17 protein-coding genes are annotated in these 18,601 nt (G+C 59.0%); 5 read left to right on the top strand and 12 right to left on the bottom strand.

All coding sequences use genetic code 11. From position 1 onward, the window contains the following. Positions 1-27: 27 nt before the first annotated feature. The 12 genes from atpG to mioC form a co-directional block, all read right to left on the bottom strand. Entirely contained in the window at positions 28-894 is an 867-nt protein-coding gene (gene atpG / locus ACZ9IL_RS17845; RefSeq protein WP_476004670.1) for a F0F1 ATP synthase subunit gamma, read from the bottom strand. Between the two features lie 42 nt (positions 895-936). Next, positions 937-2,478 (bottom strand): F0F1 ATP synthase subunit alpha, encoded by a 1,542-nt coding sequence (gene atpA / locus ACZ9IL_RS17840; RefSeq protein ID WP_476004669.1) that lies wholly within the window; start codon positions 2,476-2,478, stop codon positions 937-939. A 15-nt stretch (positions 2,479-2,493) separates the two neighbouring features. Beyond that, positions 2,494-3,027: a F0F1 ATP synthase subunit delta gene (gene atpH, locus ACZ9IL_RS17835; RefSeq protein ID WP_050718243.1), complete on the bottom strand. Its 534-nt coding sequence runs from the start codon at positions 3,025-3,027 to the stop codon at positions 2,494-2,496. 13 nt (positions 3,028-3,040) lie between these two features. Further along, entirely contained in the window at positions 3,041-3,511 is a 471-nt protein-coding gene (gene atpF / locus ACZ9IL_RS17830; protein ID WP_476004668.1) for a F0F1 ATP synthase subunit B, read from the bottom strand. Between the two features lie 51 nt (positions 3,512-3,562). Continuing rightward, a complete protein-coding gene (gene atpE / locus ACZ9IL_RS17825) occupies positions 3,563-3,802 on the bottom strand; it encodes a F0F1 ATP synthase subunit C (RefSeq protein ID WP_010672265.1) in 240 nt (79 codons plus the stop codon). 61 nt (positions 3,803-3,863) lie between these two features. Next, positions 3,864-4,643: a F0F1 ATP synthase subunit A gene (gene atpB / locus ACZ9IL_RS17820; RefSeq protein WP_033129664.1), complete on the bottom strand. Its 780-nt coding sequence runs from the start codon at positions 4,641-4,643 to the stop codon at positions 3,864-3,866. A gap of 8 nt (positions 4,644-4,651) precedes the next feature. Continuing rightward, positions 4,652-5,062, bottom strand: a complete 411-nt coding sequence (locus ACZ9IL_RS17815) for an ATP synthase subunit I (RefSeq protein WP_476004667.1) — start codon at positions 5,060-5,062, stop codon at positions 4,652-4,654. A 190-nt stretch (positions 5,063-5,252) separates the two neighbouring features. Beyond that, positions 5,253-6,161, bottom strand: a complete 909-nt coding sequence (locus ACZ9IL_RS17810; RefSeq protein WP_476004666.1) for a ParB/RepB/Spo0J family partition protein — start codon at positions 6,159-6,161, stop codon at positions 5,253-5,255. After that, on the bottom strand, positions 6,158-6,961 hold the full coding sequence (locus ACZ9IL_RS17805) for a ParA family protein (RefSeq protein ID WP_476004665.1): 804 nt from the start codon (positions 6,959-6,961) through the stop codon (positions 6,158-6,160). Before ACZ9IL_RS17805 ends, ACZ9IL_RS17810 begins: the two co-directional genes overlap by 4 nt. 27 nt (positions 6,962-6,988) lie before the next feature. Then, positions 6,989-7,615: a 16S rRNA (guanine(527)-N(7))-methyltransferase RsmG gene (rsmG, locus tag ACZ9IL_RS17800; protein ID WP_476004664.1), complete on the bottom strand. Its 627-nt coding sequence runs from the start codon at positions 7,613-7,615 to the stop codon at positions 6,989-6,991. A gap of 9 nt (positions 7,616-7,624) precedes the next feature. Then, the gene (gene mnmG, locus ACZ9IL_RS17795; protein ID WP_476004663.1) at positions 7,625-9,514 is read right to left on the bottom strand and encodes a tRNA uridine-5-carboxymethylaminomethyl(34) synthesis enzyme MnmG; all 1,890 of its coding nucleotides are present in this window, start codon (positions 9,512-9,514) and stop codon (positions 7,625-7,627) included. A gap of 510 nt (positions 9,515-10,024) precedes the next feature. Then, positions 10,025-10,474: an FMN-binding protein MioC gene (gene mioC / locus ACZ9IL_RS17790; RefSeq protein ID WP_476004662.1), complete on the bottom strand. Its 450-nt coding sequence runs from the start codon at positions 10,472-10,474 to the stop codon at positions 10,025-10,027. A gap of 373 nt (positions 10,475-10,847) precedes the next feature. On the opposite strand from mioC, the gene ACZ9IL_RS17785 reads away from it, so the two are divergent. The 5 genes from ACZ9IL_RS17785 (at position 10,848) to fhuB (ending at position 18,568) form a co-directional block, all read left to right on the top strand. Then, positions 10,848-12,956 (top strand): TonB-dependent siderophore receptor, encoded by a 2,109-nt coding sequence (locus ACZ9IL_RS17785; RefSeq protein WP_476004661.1) that lies wholly within the window; start codon positions 10,848-10,850, stop codon positions 12,954-12,956. A 61-nt stretch (positions 12,957-13,017) separates the two neighbouring features. Beyond that, entirely contained in the window at positions 13,018-14,664 is a 1,647-nt protein-coding gene (locus tag ACZ9IL_RS17780) for a multidrug ABC transporter permease/ATP-binding protein (RefSeq protein ID WP_476004660.1), read from the top strand. Positions 14,665-14,718: 54 nt separating this feature from the next. Further along, positions 14,719-15,483 carry an ATP-binding cassette domain-containing protein gene (locus ACZ9IL_RS17775; RefSeq protein WP_476004659.1) on the top strand — a complete coding sequence of 255 codons (765 nt, stop codon included), beginning with the start codon at positions 14,719-14,721 and terminating at the stop codon, positions 15,481-15,483. 149 nt (positions 15,484-15,632) lie between these two features. Next, the gene (locus ACZ9IL_RS17770) at positions 15,633-16,589 is read left to right on the top strand and encodes an ABC transporter substrate-binding protein (RefSeq protein WP_476004658.1); all 957 of its coding nucleotides are present in this window, start codon (positions 15,633-15,635) and stop codon (positions 16,587-16,589) included. Continuing rightward, on the top strand, positions 16,586-18,568 hold the full coding sequence (gene fhuB, locus ACZ9IL_RS17765; protein WP_476004657.1) for a Fe(3+)-hydroxamate ABC transporter permease FhuB: 1,983 nt from the start codon (positions 16,586-16,588) through the stop codon (positions 18,566-18,568). The genes ACZ9IL_RS17770 and fhuB overlap by 4 nt, the downstream gene beginning before the upstream one ends. The last annotated feature ends 33 nt before the right edge of the window (positions 18,569-18,601 follow it).

Below are 18,601 nucleotides of genomic sequence, written 5' to 3'. Positions count from 1 at the left end.
TCCTCTAAACCTTTGATAACCCTTGCCTTACACCGCAGCAGCACCGGATACGATCTCTGTCAGTTCCTGGGTAATACTGGCCTGACGGGCCTTGTTGTACACCAGTTGCAGATCGTTAATCAGGTTACCGGCGTTGTCAGTCGCGGCTTGCATGGCAACCATTCGGGCTGCCTGTTCACTGGCCAAGTTTTCTACCACACCCTGGTACACCTGGGATTCGACGTAGCGAATCAACAAGGCATCCAGCAGTTGCTTGGGATCCGGCTCATAGAGGTAATCCCAGTGGTTCTTCTTGTTCAGTTTGCTGTCTTCTGTTACGGGCAAAGGCAGCAGTTGATCGACCTTTGGTTGCTGCACCATGGTGTTGACAAACTTGTTGTACACCAGATACAGCTTGTCAATCTCACCGTTGTCGTACGCCTTCAGCATGACCTTGACTGAACCAATCAGGTCATTGACGCTCGGGCTGTCACCCAGTCCGGAGACATGGGCTTTCACCTTGGCGCCGTGCCGCTCAAAGAAGTTGGAGGCCTTGCTACCGATCAGTGCCAGGTCAACCTTGGCCCCTTTCGCGCTCCAGTTCTTCATATCGTTGAGGGCGGCCTTGAACAGGTTGATGTTCAGACCCCCACACAGGCCACGGTCGGTGGAGACGACAATGTAACCCACTCGCTTGACCTCACGTTCGATGAGGTAGGGGTGCTTGTATTCCAAGTTCCCCTGAGCGATATGGCCGATCACCTTGCGCATGGTTTCAGCGTACGGACGGCTGGCAGACATGCGTTCCTGCGCACGGCGCATTTTGCTGGCTGCCACCATTTCCATAGCGCTGGTGATCTTCTGAGTGTTCTTCACACTCCCGATCTTGTTACGTATCTCTTTTGCGCCGGCCATCTCTTCTCTCCATCAGGTGGCAGCTTGCGCTGCCACACACGCTTACCAGGTCTGGGTTGCCTTGAAGTCATCCAGCAACGCAGTCAGCTTGCCAACGACAGCGTCGTTGTAGTCAGCCGAGGCATTGATTTCAGCCATCAGCGGACCATGCTGGGTATTGGCGTAAGAGAGCAGAGCGGCTTCGAAGTCGACGATCTTGGCGATTTCGACATCGGCGAGATAACCCTTCTCGGCAGCGAACAGCACCAGAGCCTGGTGAGCCACGCTCATCGGAGAGTACTGCTTCTGCTTCATCAGCTCAGTCACTTTCTGACCGTGATCCAGCTGCTTGCGAGTCGCATCGTCCAGATCGGAAGAGAACTGGGCGAAAGCCGCCAGCTCACGATACTGGGCCAGTGCGGTACGAATGCCACCGGACAGCTTCTTGATGATCTTGGTCTGAGCGGCGCCGCCTACACGGGATACGGAGATACCCGGGTCAACCGCCGGACGAATACCGGAGTTGAACAGCTGAGTGGTCAGGAAGATCTGGCCATCGGTGATGGAAATCACGTTGGTCGGAACGAACGCAGACACGTCACCCGCCTGGGTTTCGATGATCGGCAGCGCGGTCAGAGAACCGGTCTGGCCTTTCACTTCACCCTTGGTGAACTTCTCGACGTACTCGACGTTGACGCGGGAAGCACGCTCCAACAGACGGGAGTGCAGATAGAACACGTCGCCCGGGTAAGCTTCGCGTCCTGGCGGACGGCGCAGCAGCAGGGAGATCTGGCGATAGGCTACGGCCTGTTTGGACAGGTCATCATAGATGATCAGCGCGTCTTCACCGCGGTCACGGAAGTACTCACCCATGGAGCAACCGGCATAAGGTGCCAGGTACTGCAAGGCAGCGGCTTCGGAGGCAGAGGCAACCACCACAATGGTGTTGGCCAGTGCACCGTGCTCTTCCAGCTTGCGCACCACGTTGGCGATGGTAGAGGCCTTCTGGCCAATCGCAACGTAGACACACTTAATGCCGGAGTCTTTCTGGTTGATGATGGTGTCGATAGCGATAGCGGTCTTGCCTACCTGACGGTCACCGATGATCAGCTCACGCTGGCCACGACCGATAGGGATCATGGCATCAATGGCTTTCAGGCCGGTCTGGACTGGCTGGTCAACAGACTTACGCTCGATAACGCCAGGTGCAATGACTTCGATCGGCGAGAAGCCATCGTTGTCTATCGGACCCTTGCCGTCGATCGGCTGACCCAGGGTGTTGACCACCCGGCCCAACAGACCACGACCGACCGGTACTTCCAGAATACGGCCGGTACCTTTTACTTTCATCCCTTCCGCCAGGTTGGCATAGGGACCCATTACGACGGCACCAACGGAGTCACGCTCCAGGTTCAATGCCAGAGCGAAGCGGTTGCCCGGCAGCTCGATCATCTCACCCTGCATGGCATCGGCCAGGCCGTGGATACGAATGATACCGTCGCTCACAGAGACGATGGTACCTTCGTTACGCGCTTCGCTCTTGACATCAAACTGCGCGATGCGCTGCTTGATAAGCTCGGCGATTTCAGTGGAATTCAGTTGCATGCTCTAATACCCCAATCAAGATTGCAGCGCATCGGCCATGCGATCCAGCTTACCGCGGACTGTGCCGTCGATAACCAGATCACCGGCCTTGATGAGCACCCCGGCCATCAAGGACGCATCGATGCTGCACTTCAGCTTCACTTTGCGCGCGAGACGTTGTTCCAGAGAAGCCTGAAGTTTGGCTTTCTGCTGGTCGGTCAGTTCGATCGCCGAAATCACGTCAGCCTGAACTTCTTTGTCCAGTTCAGCCTTGAGCGCTACAAATTCAGCAACGACTGCCGGCAGCACACCCAAGCGACCATTCTCGGCCATCACCCGGATCAGGTTCTGACCATGCTCGTCGAGTTGCTCACCGCAGACGCCCACAAACAGGTTTGCGAGCTCTTCGGCAGCCACAGAGCCGTTCACCAGGTTGTGGATGGTGTCGTTCTCCGCTACTTGTGCAGCGAAGCCGAGCATCCCCAGCCATTGGTCAACCGCCTTGTGCTCAACGGCAAACTCGAAAGCAGCCTTGGCGTAGGGGCGAGCGATTGTAGTCAGTTCAGACATAGCCCCGTTCCCGTTACAGTTCTGCTACCAGTTTGTCGACGATGTCGCTGTTGGCAGCCTGGTCGATTTGGCGTGCCAGGATCTTCTCTGCACCCGCGATGGCAAGAGCAGCAACCTGCTTGCGCAGTTCTTCTTTGGCACGATGACGTTCAGCTTCGATCTCTGCACGGCCCTGAGCCAGGATTTTTTCCCGCTCAGTTTGAGCTCCGACAGCGGCTTCATCGATGATCTGGGCCTTGCGTTTGTTGGCCTGATCGATGATTTCAGCAGCCTGAAGCTTGGCTTCTTTCAGCTGATCGGTGGCGTTGGCCTTGGCCAAATCCAGATCTTTCTTGGCACGTTCGGCAGAAGAGAGACCATCAGCAATTTCTTTCTGACGGGCTTCGATGGCAGCGATCAACGGCGGCCATACGTACTTCATGCAAAACACTACGAAGATGAAAAAAGCAATTGCTTGGCCGAGGAGGGTGGCGTTGATATTCACAGCCGATGTCCTCTTAAGTTAGTTAATGGGTTCTGCGTGAGTCGAAACGACTTAGGCAACCGCAAACATCACATACAGACCCAGACCAACGGCGATCATCGGGATCGCATCTACCAGACCCATCACGATGAAGAACTGGGTACGCAGCACAGGGATCAGGTCCGGCTGACGAGCAGCACCTTCCAGGAACTTACCACCCAGGATGCCGATACCGATGGAGGCGCCGATAGCCGCCAGACCCATCATCATTGCAGCAGCGATGTACAGCAGGTCCATGTTCAAGTTTTCCATGAGGATCTCCATTTATTTAGATGTAATTGATTGTATAAGAACGATTATTTGAGTTGCATCATCAATGGTCTTCTTGTGCCATCGACAGATAGACGATGGTCAGAACCATGAAGATAAACGCCTGCAAAGTGATGATCAGGATGTGGAAAATTGCCCAAGGCACGGACAGGATCCACTGTGACCACCAGGGTAACAAACCCGCAATCAGGATAAAGATCAGTTCGCCAGCATACATGTTGCCGAACAGTCGCAGACCCAACGAAACAGGCTTGGAAATCAACGTGACGGTTTCAAGGATGAAGTTAACCGGGATGGCAGCGGGGTGATTGAAAGGCTGAAGCGTCAGCTCCTTCACGAATCCACTGATACCCTTGACCTTGATGCTGTAATACAGGATCAAGAAGAACACGCCCAAAGCCATGGACATGGTGATGTTAACGTCAGCAGAGGGAACCACACGCAGATAGGGAACACCCATCAACTGTGCAGCGTGAGGGATAAAGTCAACGGGGATCAGATCCATGAAGTTCATCAGGAAGATCCAGACAAACACTGTCAGTCCCAGCGGTGCGATGACCGGGTTCCGACCATGGAAGATGTCCTTGACGTTACCATTCACAAACTCGACCAGCATCTCCACAAAGCACTGCAGCTTACCGGGCACACCACTGGTAGCCTTGACGGCTACGCGGCGGAACGACCAGATAAACAGGGCGCCTAGCAAGACGGAAAATATCATGGAATCGATATTGACCGTCCAGAACCCGGACCCGACTTGCAGGTGGGTCAGGTGGTGGGAGATATATCCCTGAGGAGTCAGGACTTCTCCGGTTGCAGACATGAGTTTTCCTAATAGTGGTTGTTAAGCGTGAATGAAACTATCCACTGTACAACGAGGGCGAGGATATAAGTGGCGAAGAACGAGACGGTGTTGACCTCGATCCCGGAGCCAAACATCAGGGCGAAGAGTCCTGTTGTAGTAATGAGCTTAATCCCTGCCCCACCATAAAAGTCCCGCAAGACCAAGCCAACACTCTCTTTCGTCACCTTGCGGCGCAGAACCCAGAGTGTGAACAGGGCCTGAGGAACCCAGTACATTCCCCCCCCATAGAGAGAAGAACGTCCGGCAAACGCTCCCGCCAGATAAAACCAGACGGTACTGATCGCCAGGATCAGGATGAGCTGACAAACGAGCATAGCCAAGGCTAGCATCAAACCTTCCAAGGCTACTTTCTGTTTCACCAACCTACCCCTGAACATTACAGAACTGTAAAAAATCGGGATCCGAAGACCCCAGGTTCACAGCTCGAAAAGCCGGTCAAATTATACCCGTGAAGACGGCTATTGCAATATGGCAAAAATCCTTAATTTTTGCGGCTTTCCGCGCGAAATTAAGGTTATGTTCATATCGAAAGGAATGGATGTTTTATTACTACAAAAAGCGTAAAAATCACGATTCTGACAGGCCAAAATAGCACAGTAAGCGGTCCAAATCCGCTAAGTTATCGTAACTTATTACTAACTTACCGCTATCCTGCTTGCCCGGTTGAAGTTGTACCTGATTGCCAATTTTTTCTGAAATCTGGCGCTCGAGGTAACCAAACTGAGGATCGCGAGCAGGCTCAACTTTGGTTTTTGCCGGCTCCAACGTCTTTTGGACGAGTTTCTCGGTATCTCGCACCGTCAACCCCTTCTGGGCAACCAGCTTGGCCAGCTCGGATTGGGCCGGACCGCTCAGCGCCAACAGGGCGCGGGCATGGCCCATGTCGAGGTCGCCGTGTTCGACGAAGCGCTTCACGTCCTCGTTGAGCTGATTGAGCCGCAGCAGGTTGGTTACCGTAGTACGGGACTTGCCCACCGCCTCGGCGACCTGCTGATGGGTCAACTCGAATTCGGTCAGCAGCCGCTGCAGGGCGACCGCCTCTTCGATAGCGTTGAGATCCTCGCGCTGGATGTTCTCAATCAGCGCGATGGCCACCGCCGCCTCGTCGGGCACATCCCTGACGATACAGGGAACCACCTCGAGCCGGGCCAACTGGGAGGCCCGCCAGCGCCGCTCTCCGGCGATGATCTCGAAACGGTTCTCACCGATCGAGCGTACCACTATCGGCTGAATCACACCTTGCGCACGGATCGAGTTGGCCAGGTCTTCCAGCGCATCCTGCGACATGTCCTTGCGTGGTTGGTACTTGCCGGACTGCAACCACTCCACCGGCAGCTTGCGCAGCTCGCCTTGGTTGGTGGGAGCCATGGCCTGCTCGGTTCGCTGGTCGCTCATCACCTGTTTCTGGCGGGCGGCAGTGCTGGTGCTGAGCAGGGCATCCAGTCCCTTGCCCAGTCCACGTTTCTTCGGAGTCATAGGCTCTCTCGATCTGCGGTGGTCGGCTGATGTTCCTGTTCCTGGCGGCGCAGGATCTCGCCAGCCAGCGCCAGATAGGCCTTGGCCCCCACCGATGATTTGTCATAGTGCATGGCCGGAGCACCGAAGCTCGGCGCCTCAGCCAGTCTCACGTTGCGGGGAATGATGGTGCGATAGACCTTGTCCCCGAAGTGCTGTTTCAGCTGATCGGACACATCATTGGCCAGCCGGTTGCGATGATCGAACATGGTGCGCAGCACCCCTTCGATCTTCAGCTCCGGGTTGACCACGGCTGCCAGCTTGCTGATGGTGTCGACCAGGGCGGTGAGCCCTTCCAGCGCGTAATACTCGCACTGCATGGGCACCAGCACGGAATCGGCGGCGGCCATGGCGTTGACGGTCAGCATGTTGAGAGAAGGCGGGCAGTCGATGAAGACGTAGTCGTATTTGTCCCGTACCGAGGCCAGCGCATTGCGCAGGCGGATCTCGCGGGCGAAGAATTCCATCAGGCGAATTTCCGCCGCCGTGACGTCGGCGTTGGCGGCGATGAGGTGATAGCCCCCCGAGGTCTCGGGGATGATCACCTCGCCGATGGGGATGTCCTCGATCAGCAGTTCATAGGCAGTACGCTCGACTTCATACTTGTCGATGCCGCTGCCCATGGTGGCATTGCCCTGCGGATCCAGATCGATCACCAGTACCTTGCGCCGGGTGGCGGCCAGGGAGGCGGCCAGATTCACACAGGTGGTCGTTTTACCCACTCCCCCCTTCTGGTTGGCTATGGCAATGACTTTTCCCACACTATCCCCTAAATGAATACGGCGGCCCTATTCGGGCTGGATGGCTTTAAACTCCAGCAGATGACGCTCGCCTTCCAGCTCCGGCACCACCAGCTTGTGGGCGGCAACCAGACGGATGCTGGCGGGCAACTGAGCCAGCTCCTGCTCGGGGTATTGTCCCTTGAGCGCCAGGAAACTGCCCTCAGGTGACGGCAGATGATGACACCAGCCCAGCATGTCCTCAAGGGAGGCGAAGGCGCGGCTGAGCACCCCATCAAATCCCACCTCGGGCTGATACTCTTCCACCCGGGATTTAACCGGCGTCACATTGGTCAAGCCCAGCTCCAGGATCACCTGGCGGATAAAGTTGATTCGCTTGCCCAGACTGTCCAGCAGCACGAACTGCTTGTCCGGATTGATGATGGCCAGCGGCAGGCCGGGCAGGCCGGGGCCGGTGCCGACATCGATGAAACGCTCACCGTGCAGGTGAGGGCTCACCACCAGGCTGTCGAGGATGTGCTTGACCAGCATGGCGTCGGGATCACGCACCGAGGTGAGATTGTAAGCCTTGTTCCACTTGTGCAGCAACTCGACCAACTGTACCAACTGGCTCTTCTGGCTGTCGGTGATAACAATACCGGCCTGCACGAGCAGGCCGTTCAATCTTTCCAGCATGGGGATCCTCTAAGCGGTTTTACGCAGCAGGCCGTGTTTCTTCAGGTGAACCAGCAGGATGGAGATGGCCGCCGGGGTGATGCCGGAGATGCGAGAAGCCTGACCTATGGTCTGCGGTTTGGCATCGTTGAGCTTGGCTATCACTTCGTTGGAGAGACTGTTCACGTCGCGGTAGTCCATGTCCAGCGGCAACAGGGTGTTCTCGTTGCGCAGCTGCTTCTCAACCTCGTCGTGTTGACGCTCGATGTAGCCGGCGTACTTGATCTGGATCTCCACCTGATCGGCCGCCGCCGTATCTGCCAGCGCAGGACCTATCCCTTCGATGGCCATCAGGGCATCGTAGGTGACCTCCGGGCGGCGCAGCAGCTCTTCCAGGCTCTGCTCACGGGACAAGGGGGTGTTGACCAGGGCATTGACCGCCTCCAGAGACGGGTGTTGCGGGTGGATCCAGGTCGACCGCATGCGTTGACGCTCCAGCTCGACCTGTTCCATCTTGGCGTTGAATTTGCTCCAGCGGTGATCATCCACCAGACCCAGCTCACGGCCAATGGCGGTCAGACGCAGATCGGCGTTGTCTTCCCGCAGCAGCAGGCGATATTCGGCGCGGCTGGTGAACATGCGATAGGGCTCGCGCGTCCCCATGGTGGAAAGATCGTCCATCATCACGCCCATGTAGGCCTGATCCCGACGGGGATGCCAGGGATCCTTGCCCTGAGCACGCAGACCGGCGTTCAAACCGGCCATCAGACCCTGGGCTGCCGCCTCTTCGTAACCTGTGGTGCCGTTGATCTGGCCGGCGAAGAACAAGTTTTCTATGCACTTGCTCTCCATGTTGGCCTTGAGATCCCGCGGATCGAAGAAATCATATTCGATGGCATAGCCGGGGCGGGTGATATGGGCATTCTCGAAGCCACGGATCGAACGCACGATCTGCACCTGTACATCGAACGGCAGGCTGGTGGAGATCCCGTTCGGATAGAGTTCGTGGGTAGTCAGGCCTTCCGGCTCGACGAAGATCTGGTGCGCGGTCTTGTCCGCGAAGCGGGTGATCTTGTCCTCGATCGACGGGCAGTAGCGCGGGCCAATCCCCTCGATCACCCCGGCGTACATGGGGCTGCGGTCCAGGTTATTGCGGATCACCTCGTGGGTCTGCTCGTTGGTGTGAGCCACGTAGCAGGGCACCTGGCGCGGGTGTTGGCTGGCATCGCCGATAAACGAGAAGACCGGGCGAGGATCGTCACCATGTTGCTGCTGCATCACGGAAAAATCGACGGTACGGGCATCAATGCGCGGTGGTGTGCCGGTCTTGAGCCGGTTGATGCGCAGCGGCATCTCGCGCAAACGTTGTGCCAAAGCGATCGAGGGAGGATCCCCGGCGCGGCCGCCCTTGTAATTTTCCATGCCGATGTGGATCAAACCGTTCAGGAAGGTACCCACGGTCAGCACGACCGTCTTGCCACTGATGCGGATCCCGCTCTGGGTCACGACACCGGCGACACGATCCCCATCCATGATCAGATCGTCGCAGGCCTGCTGGAAGATCTTCAGGTTTGGATAGTTCTCCAGGGTCTGACGTACCACCGCCTTGTACAGCAGACGATCCGCCTGAGCACGGGTGGCACGCACGGCGGGCCCTTTGGAGGAGTTGAGCGTGCGGAACTGGATCCCGCCAAGATCGATGGCCTGCGCCATGATCCCGCCGAGTGCATCTACTTCCTTGACCAGGTGTCCCTTGCCGATCCCGCCGATCGCCGGATTACAGGACATGTGTCCCAGCGTATCGATGTTGTGGGTCAACAACAGGGTGTTGAGGCCCATACGGGCAGCTGCCGTTGCTGCCTCGGTGCCTGCGTGACCGCCACCGACGACGATCACATCAAATTGTTCATGGTATTGCATTGGGGATCACCTTGATCTGCACGCCTGAAGATCTGTATTTGCCTGGGCTCAGGGGCGGATCATTCTATCCGTTTCGCATCCTGAGGGGAACGTCTACTTCAGGATCAGTGTGGATGAAGGATCCGTTAAATAGATCTTAAGGATCTTTAGATCGATCTTTTATTGGATCTTTTATTAGGATCCAGGATTTCTGTTGATAAGCACTTTTTGATCATAAAGATCATCCGCTTAAAGACGATCCCAGCCTGTGGAAAAGCTTGGATCCCAGGGCCCTGAACGGGGGGATAACTAGGGGTTTTATACACAGGCGATAACTGGATTGGATCTCATACATGGATAACTATAGGTTTTACAGTGATTACTACCGTAGTTATACACAGATTCAAGCGATTTTTTCTCTCTGCTTCCCAAAAACTCTGGGCGCAGCCGGCTGTTAATAACATGGTGGATAGGGATCTGGGGATAAGCGGGGAGATCGGCATCCTGGTGAGCGGATCTCCCACGCCCTGATCAGGCGATCAATGTCATCCAATCGTGGATCCAGGCCTCGGCTGCATCTTCCGGGATCTCGTGCTGGGTCACATCGATATCGAGACGATCCCCGATCCGGCTGGCACCGCACTCGGTCAACAGACGATCCAGCGTCCTGCCGCCCTGGCAGAAGGTGTCATAACTGCGATCACCAAGCCCGATCACCCCATATTTCAAGCTCTTAAGATCCGGATGTTGCTCGGCAAGATCCTGTGCGAAGGGTTGCAGGTTATCGGGGACATCACCGGCACCATGGGTGGAGGTGATCACCAGCAGGATGGCATCCGGCTCTGCCAGCACCTCGGCAAGGCGCGCCGGGTTGTGGATCTTGGTCTGATGACCCGCCTGTTCCAGCAGGCTGGCGACATGATCTGCGACATATTCGGCGGCCCCCAGCATGGAACCGACGACGAGATTGAGTTTGGCCATGGAATGGATCCTGAAAAATCGGAACCCGGATTCTACCGCCAAAGGATGTGGATAAATATGGATAAAGCTTGGGGATAAAGGATCCTTTCGGCTTTTTGACGGGGAAACGGGATCCGCCACCTTTTTTGATCCTCTACCAACCCCTGTCAGCTTGCTAAGTGCATGTATGAGTCCCGTCGCTCAAAATCTCGCCTGATTGATACGTCAAGTAACAATACAGATGCAAATGATTAGCAATTATTGAATCGATTCGATCATGACTCCTGTAGTAGCATAATGCTGCTTTATTCGCCTAAGGAGTCGGGCTACCGGCAGTTTGGGCGCCAATAATAAGAAACCAACATATAACTCATTGATATTTGAGACACTTAATATGATTGCGCATAAAAATACCCCCAATGCAGTGGTACGAAAGAGGGCTGCACAGCTGTTGCCGCTCTCCTGTTTGCTGGTAGGGCTGCCGGTTCTGGCTGCGGAACAAACAGAGAAAGAGCAGGCTAAAACAAACGAAACCATGGTGGTGACCGGTACCGCCATGAAGATTGAAGTGCCCATGGCCGAGACGCCCCGCGCCGTCTCCGTGGTCAACCGTGAGGAGCTGGATCAGCACGCCGTGCAGCAGCTCGACGAGTCCGTGCGTTATCGCGCGGGTGTGCTCACCGGCCTCTATGGCTCTGACAACAACACCGACTGGTTCAAGGTCCGTGGCTTCGATGCCGCCTCCTATCTGGATGGCAACCGCCTGTTCAGCACCGGTTACTATGTCTGGACGCCCGAGCCGTTTGGCATGGAAAGCGTGGAATTGCTGAAGGGACCGGCCTCCATCCTCTACGGTGAGGCGCCTCCCGGCGGCGTGATCAACTCCATCAGCAAGCACCCCACCGAGACCCCTCAAGGCCTGGTCAATCTGCAACTGGGGAACCGGGATCTGCGTCAGGTCGGGGTCGATTTCTCCGACGAGCTGACCGAAAACAGCCGCTATCGCATGGTTGCGCTCTATAAAGAGCGGGACGGCGTGCTGGATGGCACCTATAACGAGCGAACCTATCTGGCACCGAGCGTGACCCTGGATATTTCGGATCGCACCAGCCTGACCCTGCTGGGCAGCTTCCTGCATGATGAAGGGGTGCCCACCAACGGCTTCTTCCCCGTCTACGGAACCCTGGACACCTCCGGTGGCCAGATCGATCCCAGCACCAACCTGAGTCAGCCGGATTACGATCGTAACCGCAACACCCAGATCTCCGCCGGTTACGAGCTGGCCCACCAGATCAGCCAGACCTGGGAGTTCAAGCAGAACGTCCGCTTCAACTACAACGATCTGTTGCTGCGCCAGACCTATATCTTCCCGACCTATCAGGGCACCACCGCCTACCGTGGTCTGATCTACCGTGATGGCGACACCAAGAGTGCCACCATGGACAACCAGATGGTGGGTTACTGGAACACGGATCGCACCGAGCAGACCCTGCTGATGGGGATCGATCTGCAGCGTCACGTGAATGAAGGGGTCGAGGCCGACAACTACGCCATGGGATCCATCGATACCATGAACCCGGATTACAGCGGCTTCCCCGGCTTCGATGAGTCCACCGCCACCTATCAGAAGAGCACCAAGGGCCAGACCGGCATCTATGCCCAGCACCAGATCCGCTGGGATGATCGCTGGCTGCTGACCGGCGGTGGTCGCTTCGACTATGTGGAAACCCACAACATCAGCGAAGCCAAGAGCAAGGACGAGAAACAGTACGACGACAACCTCTCGCTCTCCGGCAGCCTGATGTATCTGGCCGACAACGGCCTCTCTCCTTACTTCACCTATGCGGAGTCGTTCGAAGTGCTGGCGGGGATCGACCCCAATACCGGCAGCTCCTACAAGCCGCTGGAAGGCAAGTTGTATGAGACCGGCATCAAGTATGCGCCGAGCTTCCTCGATGGTTACATCAACCTGGCGCTGTTCGATCTGGAGCAGACCAACTCCCTGGTCTCCACCGGTTCCGGCCAGCAGACCCAGGCCGGTAAAGTGACTTCCCAGGGGGTCGAGCTGGAAGGGAGCGTGCAGGCGACCGCTGCACTGCGCCTGACCGCGGCTTATACCTACACAGACGCCAAGACCAACGATACCGGCAATGGCGATCGCCAGGCCAGTCTGATCCCGCGCCACCAAGCCTCCTTCTGGGGCAACTACAAGGTGCAGCAGGGTCCTGTCTCCGGGCTGGAAGTCGGTACCGGGGTGCGTTACATCGGCTCCAGTGTCGGTATCGGCGCCGTGGATGCCAACTACAACCCCATCTATGGTTCGGCTCAGGTGCCGGCCCAGACGGTGTGGGATGCGATGATCGGGTATGATTTTGCCAAGAACTGGCGTGCCCAGCTCAATGTCAACAACCTGCTGGACGACACCTATGTAGCGAGCTGTGATTACTACTGCTACTACGGTGAGCCGCGCAGCATAGTCGGCACCGTCAACTACCGCTGGTAAGATACAGGCCGGGCGGGAGCCTCAAGCTCCCGCCCTCCTTCTTTTTGTACACAGGCCTGTCATGGAACTCTTGTCACTCGTTTACCGCCAATATCGTTGGCCCTTTATCGTCATTACCCTGCTCAGCCTGCTCAGTGCCGTCAGCGGGATTGGCGTCATTGCCTTTATCAATCAATCTCTTATCGAATCAGTTGGGGATCCCTTATCGGTCCTTGGCCAGCTGATCGGCCTTATTCTGCTGCTGCTGGTGATCACTCTGGGCTCCCAGCTCGCGCTGACCACCCTCGGCCATCATTTCGTCTATCACCTGCGTGGTCGTCTGCTCAAGCAACTGCTGGATACCGATGTCGCCCGCATTCGCCAGATAGGGCAGGGGCCGCTGCTGGCTTCCCTCTCCAGCGACATCGGCCAGATCACCATCGCCTTCGTGCGTCTGCCGGAGCTGGTGCAGGGGCTGGTGCTCACCCTCGGCTCCACCCTCTACCTCGGCTGGCTGTCGCCGGCCCTGCTCGGCGTCACCGCACTCTGGGTCACCTTCACCATGGTGGTGGGCTGGCTGCTGGTGAACCGGGTCTATCGCCACCTGTCCCGCATGCGGCAGGCCGAAGACAAGCTCTATCAGAACTATCAGGCCATCATCGCCGGCAGCAAGGAGCTGGCGCTCAATCGCGAGCGGGCTCACTTCGTCTACCACCGGCTCTATGAGCAGAACGCAATCGACTATCGCCAGCACATCATCCGTGCCGACACCTATCACCTGAGCGCGGTGAACTGGTCGAACATCATGATGCTGGGGGCCATCGGTCTGGTGTTCTTCCTGGCCAACGGTCTGGGCTGGGCCAACACCAATGTGGCCGCCACCTTCGCCCTGACTCTGCTGTTCCTGCGGACCCCTCTATTGCAGGGCATAGGTGCCTTGCCGACCCTGATCGCCGCTCAGGTGGCGTTCGACAAGATAGCGACCCTGACCCTGGCAGAGCCGGATCCCGCCTTCCCGTTGCCGCCGGCCCCCCATGCCTGGCAGCGTATCCAGCTGGAGGAAGTGAGCTTCCACTATCAGGGAGAGGGCGGTTTCGTCGTGGGTCCGGTCAATCTCACCATCGAGAAAGGGGAGCAGATCTTCATAATCGGTGGCAACGGCTCCGGCAAGTCGACTCTGGCCATGCTGCTGACCGGCCTCTATCAGCCGGTCTCGGGCCGGATCCTGCTGGATGGCGAGCCCATCGCCGATCGCAACGCTTATCTGGCGCTGTTCTCCGCCATCTTCACCGACTATCACCTGTTCCAGCACCTGCTTGGGCCAGAGCCGAAGCAGGCACTGATCGCCGAGTGGCTGGATCGGCTGCAGATGGGCAGCAAGTTGCGTATCGAGGATGATTTCATCGCCGACATCGAGCTCTCCCAGGGTCAACGCAAGCGGGTCGCCCTGCTGCTGGCGCTGGCGGAGCAACGCGAGATCATGCTGTTTGACGAGTGGGCCGCGGATCAGGATCCCCAGTTCCGCCGCATCTTCTATCAGGTGCTGCTGCCGCGGCTCAAGGAGATGGGCAAGACGGTGATCGCCATCAGCCACGACGATCTCTACTTCGCCCAGGCCGATCGCCTGCTGGAGATGCGCCAGGGCCAGCTCACCGAGCTGGTTGGCGAACGGCGCGAACGGGTCAGTCAGGATGCCGTCGCCCATCTGGATAGCGAGGTGCCGGTCTGACACCGGCCGCAAGGGGGAGGTGAGAGCCTGCCCCCTTCAGTACAGGAATGAATCATGTTTGAGATGAAATCCGCCAGCTTTGCGGTGAACGACCGTCAGCTGCTGCAACCCACCAGCTTGCGTTTCGAACAGGGCCGGGTCTATGGCCTCATCGGCCACAACGGCTCCGGCAAATCCACACTGCTCAAGCTGCTGGCCCGCCAGCAACCGCTGAGTGCTGGCGAGATCCTGTTCGACGACAAGCCGCTGTCGGAGTGGGGCAACCGGGATTTTGCCCGCCAGGTCGCCTATCTGCCCCAGCATCTGCCGAGCGCCGAGAATCTGCTCGGCCGGGAGCTGGTGGAGATGGGTCGCTACCCCTGGCGTGGCCTGCTGGGCCGCATGGGGGAGGAGGATCACAACCAGGTCGACAAGGCCATCGCCCTCACCCATACCGAGCGCTTCGCCGATCGGCTGGTGGATACCCTGTCCGGTGGCGAGCGGGGGCGGGTCTGGCTGGCCATGCTGCTGGCTCAGGAGAGCCGCTTCATCCTGCTGGATGAGCCGCTGGCCGCGCTGGACGTGGCCCATCAGGTGGAGGTGCTCACGCTCATCAAGCGGTTGAGTCGCCAGCTCAACCTCGGGGTCATCATCGTCATTCACGACATCAACATGGCCTCCCGCTTCTGCGATCGGTTGGTGGCGCTGCACAGCGGCCGGCTGCTGACCCATGGCGAGCCGGCGCAGATCATGACCAGCGAGACCTTGCACGCCATCTATGGCATCCCCATGGAGGTCATTCGCCATCCGGCCCATGACCACGCCATCGCCATCGTTTAGACAAGGTTTGTTATCCCGATGAGTTATTTGTCCCCATATCACGACAAACCGGCGAGACCCTGCACCCCATGTATGGCATCCCCATGGAGGTCATTCGCCATCCGGCCCATGACCATGCCATCGCCATCGTTTAGACAAGGTTCGTTATCTTGAGATCTTCATTGAAAAAGGCGGGGTGGTTGCTCTGCCTGTTGGCGCCGCTGGCGTTGCAGGCTGGCCCGGCGAGTAACACTGTCGTCGGCGATACAGCTCGGTCTGGCGAGCACCTGGCCGTGCCCCGCATCGCCACCGTCGACTGGACCATTGCGGAAACCCTGCTGGCCCTTGGCGTGACCCCGCTGGCCATGGGGGATGTGGAGTCCTACCGTGCCTGGGTGGGCGAGCCCAGGCTGCCCGCCGAGGTGGTGGACATAGGCCTGCGCATGCAACCCAACCGCGAGTTGCTGGCGGAGCTCAAACCCGATCTTATCCTCATCTCGCCGCTGATGGCGTCGCTGGAGCCGACCCTGTCCCGCATCGCACCTGTGCAGTCCATCGCCCTCTATGAACCCGATACCGACCTGTGGCAACGGCTGCACGAGGCGACCCTGACCATAGCCGCGCTGGTGAATAGAACCGCCGAGGCCGAGCGTCAGCTCGCCGTGCTGGAGCAGGATCTGGCACAGATGAAGGCAAGTTTGCCCGCCGATCTGCCGCCCTTGTTGCTGGTGCAGTTTATCGACGAGCGCCATGTGCGGGTGTTTGGCCGTCACAGCCTGTTCGAGGCGGTGATGAACCGGCTGGGGCTGCGCAACGCCTGGCAGGGGGAGACCAATGCCTGGGGCTTCTCGGTGGTCAGCCTTGAGCAGTTTCTGGCCCTGCCACAGGCTCGGCTGGTGGTGGTCGATCCCATCCCGGTCGGGGTGAACGAGCGTCTGCAGGAGCCGGGGTTGTGGCAGCATCTACCCCTGGTGAAGCAGGGCAAGGTGTTGCATCTGCCCGCCGTCTGGAGCTTCGGCGGCCTGCTCGCCGCCCGTCGCTTCGCCGATCTGCTGAGTGGCACCTTGCAGGAGGAACTGTCCTCCGATCCGGCGACCCAGGTGACCGTCAAGGGGGCCGCCCAATGAACGCTATTCTTCCCACCTCCCTGCTGCGACCCGGCCTCTTCCTGCTGTTGCTCATCGGCGCGCTGGCCGGCTGGGATCTGGCCCACCAGCTGCCGCAGGCACTCTGGTGGCAGGCCCTGTTCTCGCCACAACTGGACGATGCCCGCCAGGCGGTGATCCACTTCAGCTGGTTGCCGAGGCTGGCGATCTGCCTGCTGGCCGGCGCCGCCCTCGGCCTGGCCGGCACCCTGATGCAGCAGGTGTTGCGCAATCCGCTCGCATCCCCTACCACCCTGGGGGTTGCCTCAGGTGCCCAGCTGGCATTGATGGTAGTGACCTTGTTTGCCCCGAGCTGGCTGCTGATCGGGCGAGAGTGGATCGCCATGCTGGGGGGGAGCCTCGCCATGGGGCTGGTGTTTGCCCTGGCCTGGCGTCGTCAGCTCAACCCCGTGGTCATCGTGTTCGCGGGCCTGGTGATCAACCTTTACCTCGCTGCCATCAGCCTGGGACTCTTGCTGTTCTTCCAGGAGGAACTCAAGGGCCTGCTGGTGTGGGGCAGCGGCTCATTGGCCCAGACCAGCTGGAGTGGTGTCGGCTACCTGTTGCCACGGCTGCTGGTGGCCTGCGTGCTGGCGGCGCTGCTGACCCGTCCCCTGGCGGTGCTGGAGCTGGATGATGCCAGTGCCCGCAGCCTGGGGGTTTCTCTCAAGCACCTGCGCTTCGCCGGTCTCGGTCTCTCGGTCTTCATCACGGCTTGCGTGGTGAGCGTGGTAGGGCTCATCGGTTTCATCGGGCTGGCGGCCCCCGTCATGGTGCGGATGCTGGGGGTGAGGCGGCTCGGCCTGCGCCTGCTGTGGGCGCCCGTGCTGGGGGCTCTGCTGCTGGCGGCCACCGATCTGCTGCTGCAATCCCTGACCCGCTTCTGGCCCGTGCTGATCCCGACCGGTGCCATGACGGCCCTGCTGGGGGCGCCGCTGCTGCTCTGGCTGATCCCGCGCCTCACCTTCAAGTCGTCGACGCCTAAATCGGCCAGCGGACTGGTGGTGGAGCGGCATCCGGCACCGGCCCGCTTCATCGGCTTGCTGGTGGCCGCGCTGCTGGTAGCCATGCTGGCCTCCCTGTTGTTCGGGCAGGGGATGCACGGCTGGGACTGGCCGAGCTGGCTCAGATGGCAGGCCCAGCTGGAGTGGCGTCTGCCGCGCACCCTGGCGGCCGGTGCGGCCGGCGTGCTGCTGGCGCTGGCGGGTACCCTGCTGCAGCGCGTCAGCAACAACCCCATGGCGAGCCCGGAGCTGCTGGGGGTGAGCGGTGGCACCTTCATGGGGGTGATTGCGACGGCCTTGCTGTTGCCGGCTTTGCCGCTCCCCATGATGCTGTTGGGTGGGCTGGTGGGCGCCTTTGGCTGCCTGCTGCTACTGGTGCTGATCAACCGCAAGCATGGCTTCCAGCCTGAGCGAATTTTGCTGTCCGGCATCGCCATCACGGCGCTGTTCGAGCCGCTGCAGGCCATCGCGCTGGCCAACGGCGATCTGCGGGTGCAACAACTGCTCTCCTGGATGTCCGGCTCCACCTATTACGTCACCCAACCGGTGGCCGTGGCGCTGGCGGTGCTGGCGCTGCTGATGCTGGGGGTCTGTCTGCTGGTGAGCCGCTGGCTCGATCTGATGCCGATGGGGCCGGCGGTGGCGACGGCGCTCGGCATTCGGCTGAGCCGCGCCCAGCTCGTCATCCTGCTGCTGGTGGCCGTGCTGACCGCCAGTGCGACCATGGTGATAGGCCCGCTCTCCTTCGCCGGCCTGCTGGCGCCGCACATGGCCAAGCTGATGGGGCTGGTGCGGGCGCGCTGGCACCTGCTCGGGGCGGCGGGGTGCGGTGCCTTGTTGATGGTCTCGGCGGATTGGATAGGTCAGCAAGTCCTGTTCCCGCAAGAAGTGCCGGTCGGGCTGGTTTCCACCCTGTTAGGGGGCGCTTACTTCATGTGGTGCCTGCGTCGCCTCTAACAGGTCTGGCCGCCGGGCGACGTTGGACAATGA

Source organism: Aeromonas sp. TECH754 (assembly GCF_056279295.1).
Note: the sequence above shows the minus strand (reverse complement) of the source record. Positions and strands in the feature narration are given on the sequence as shown.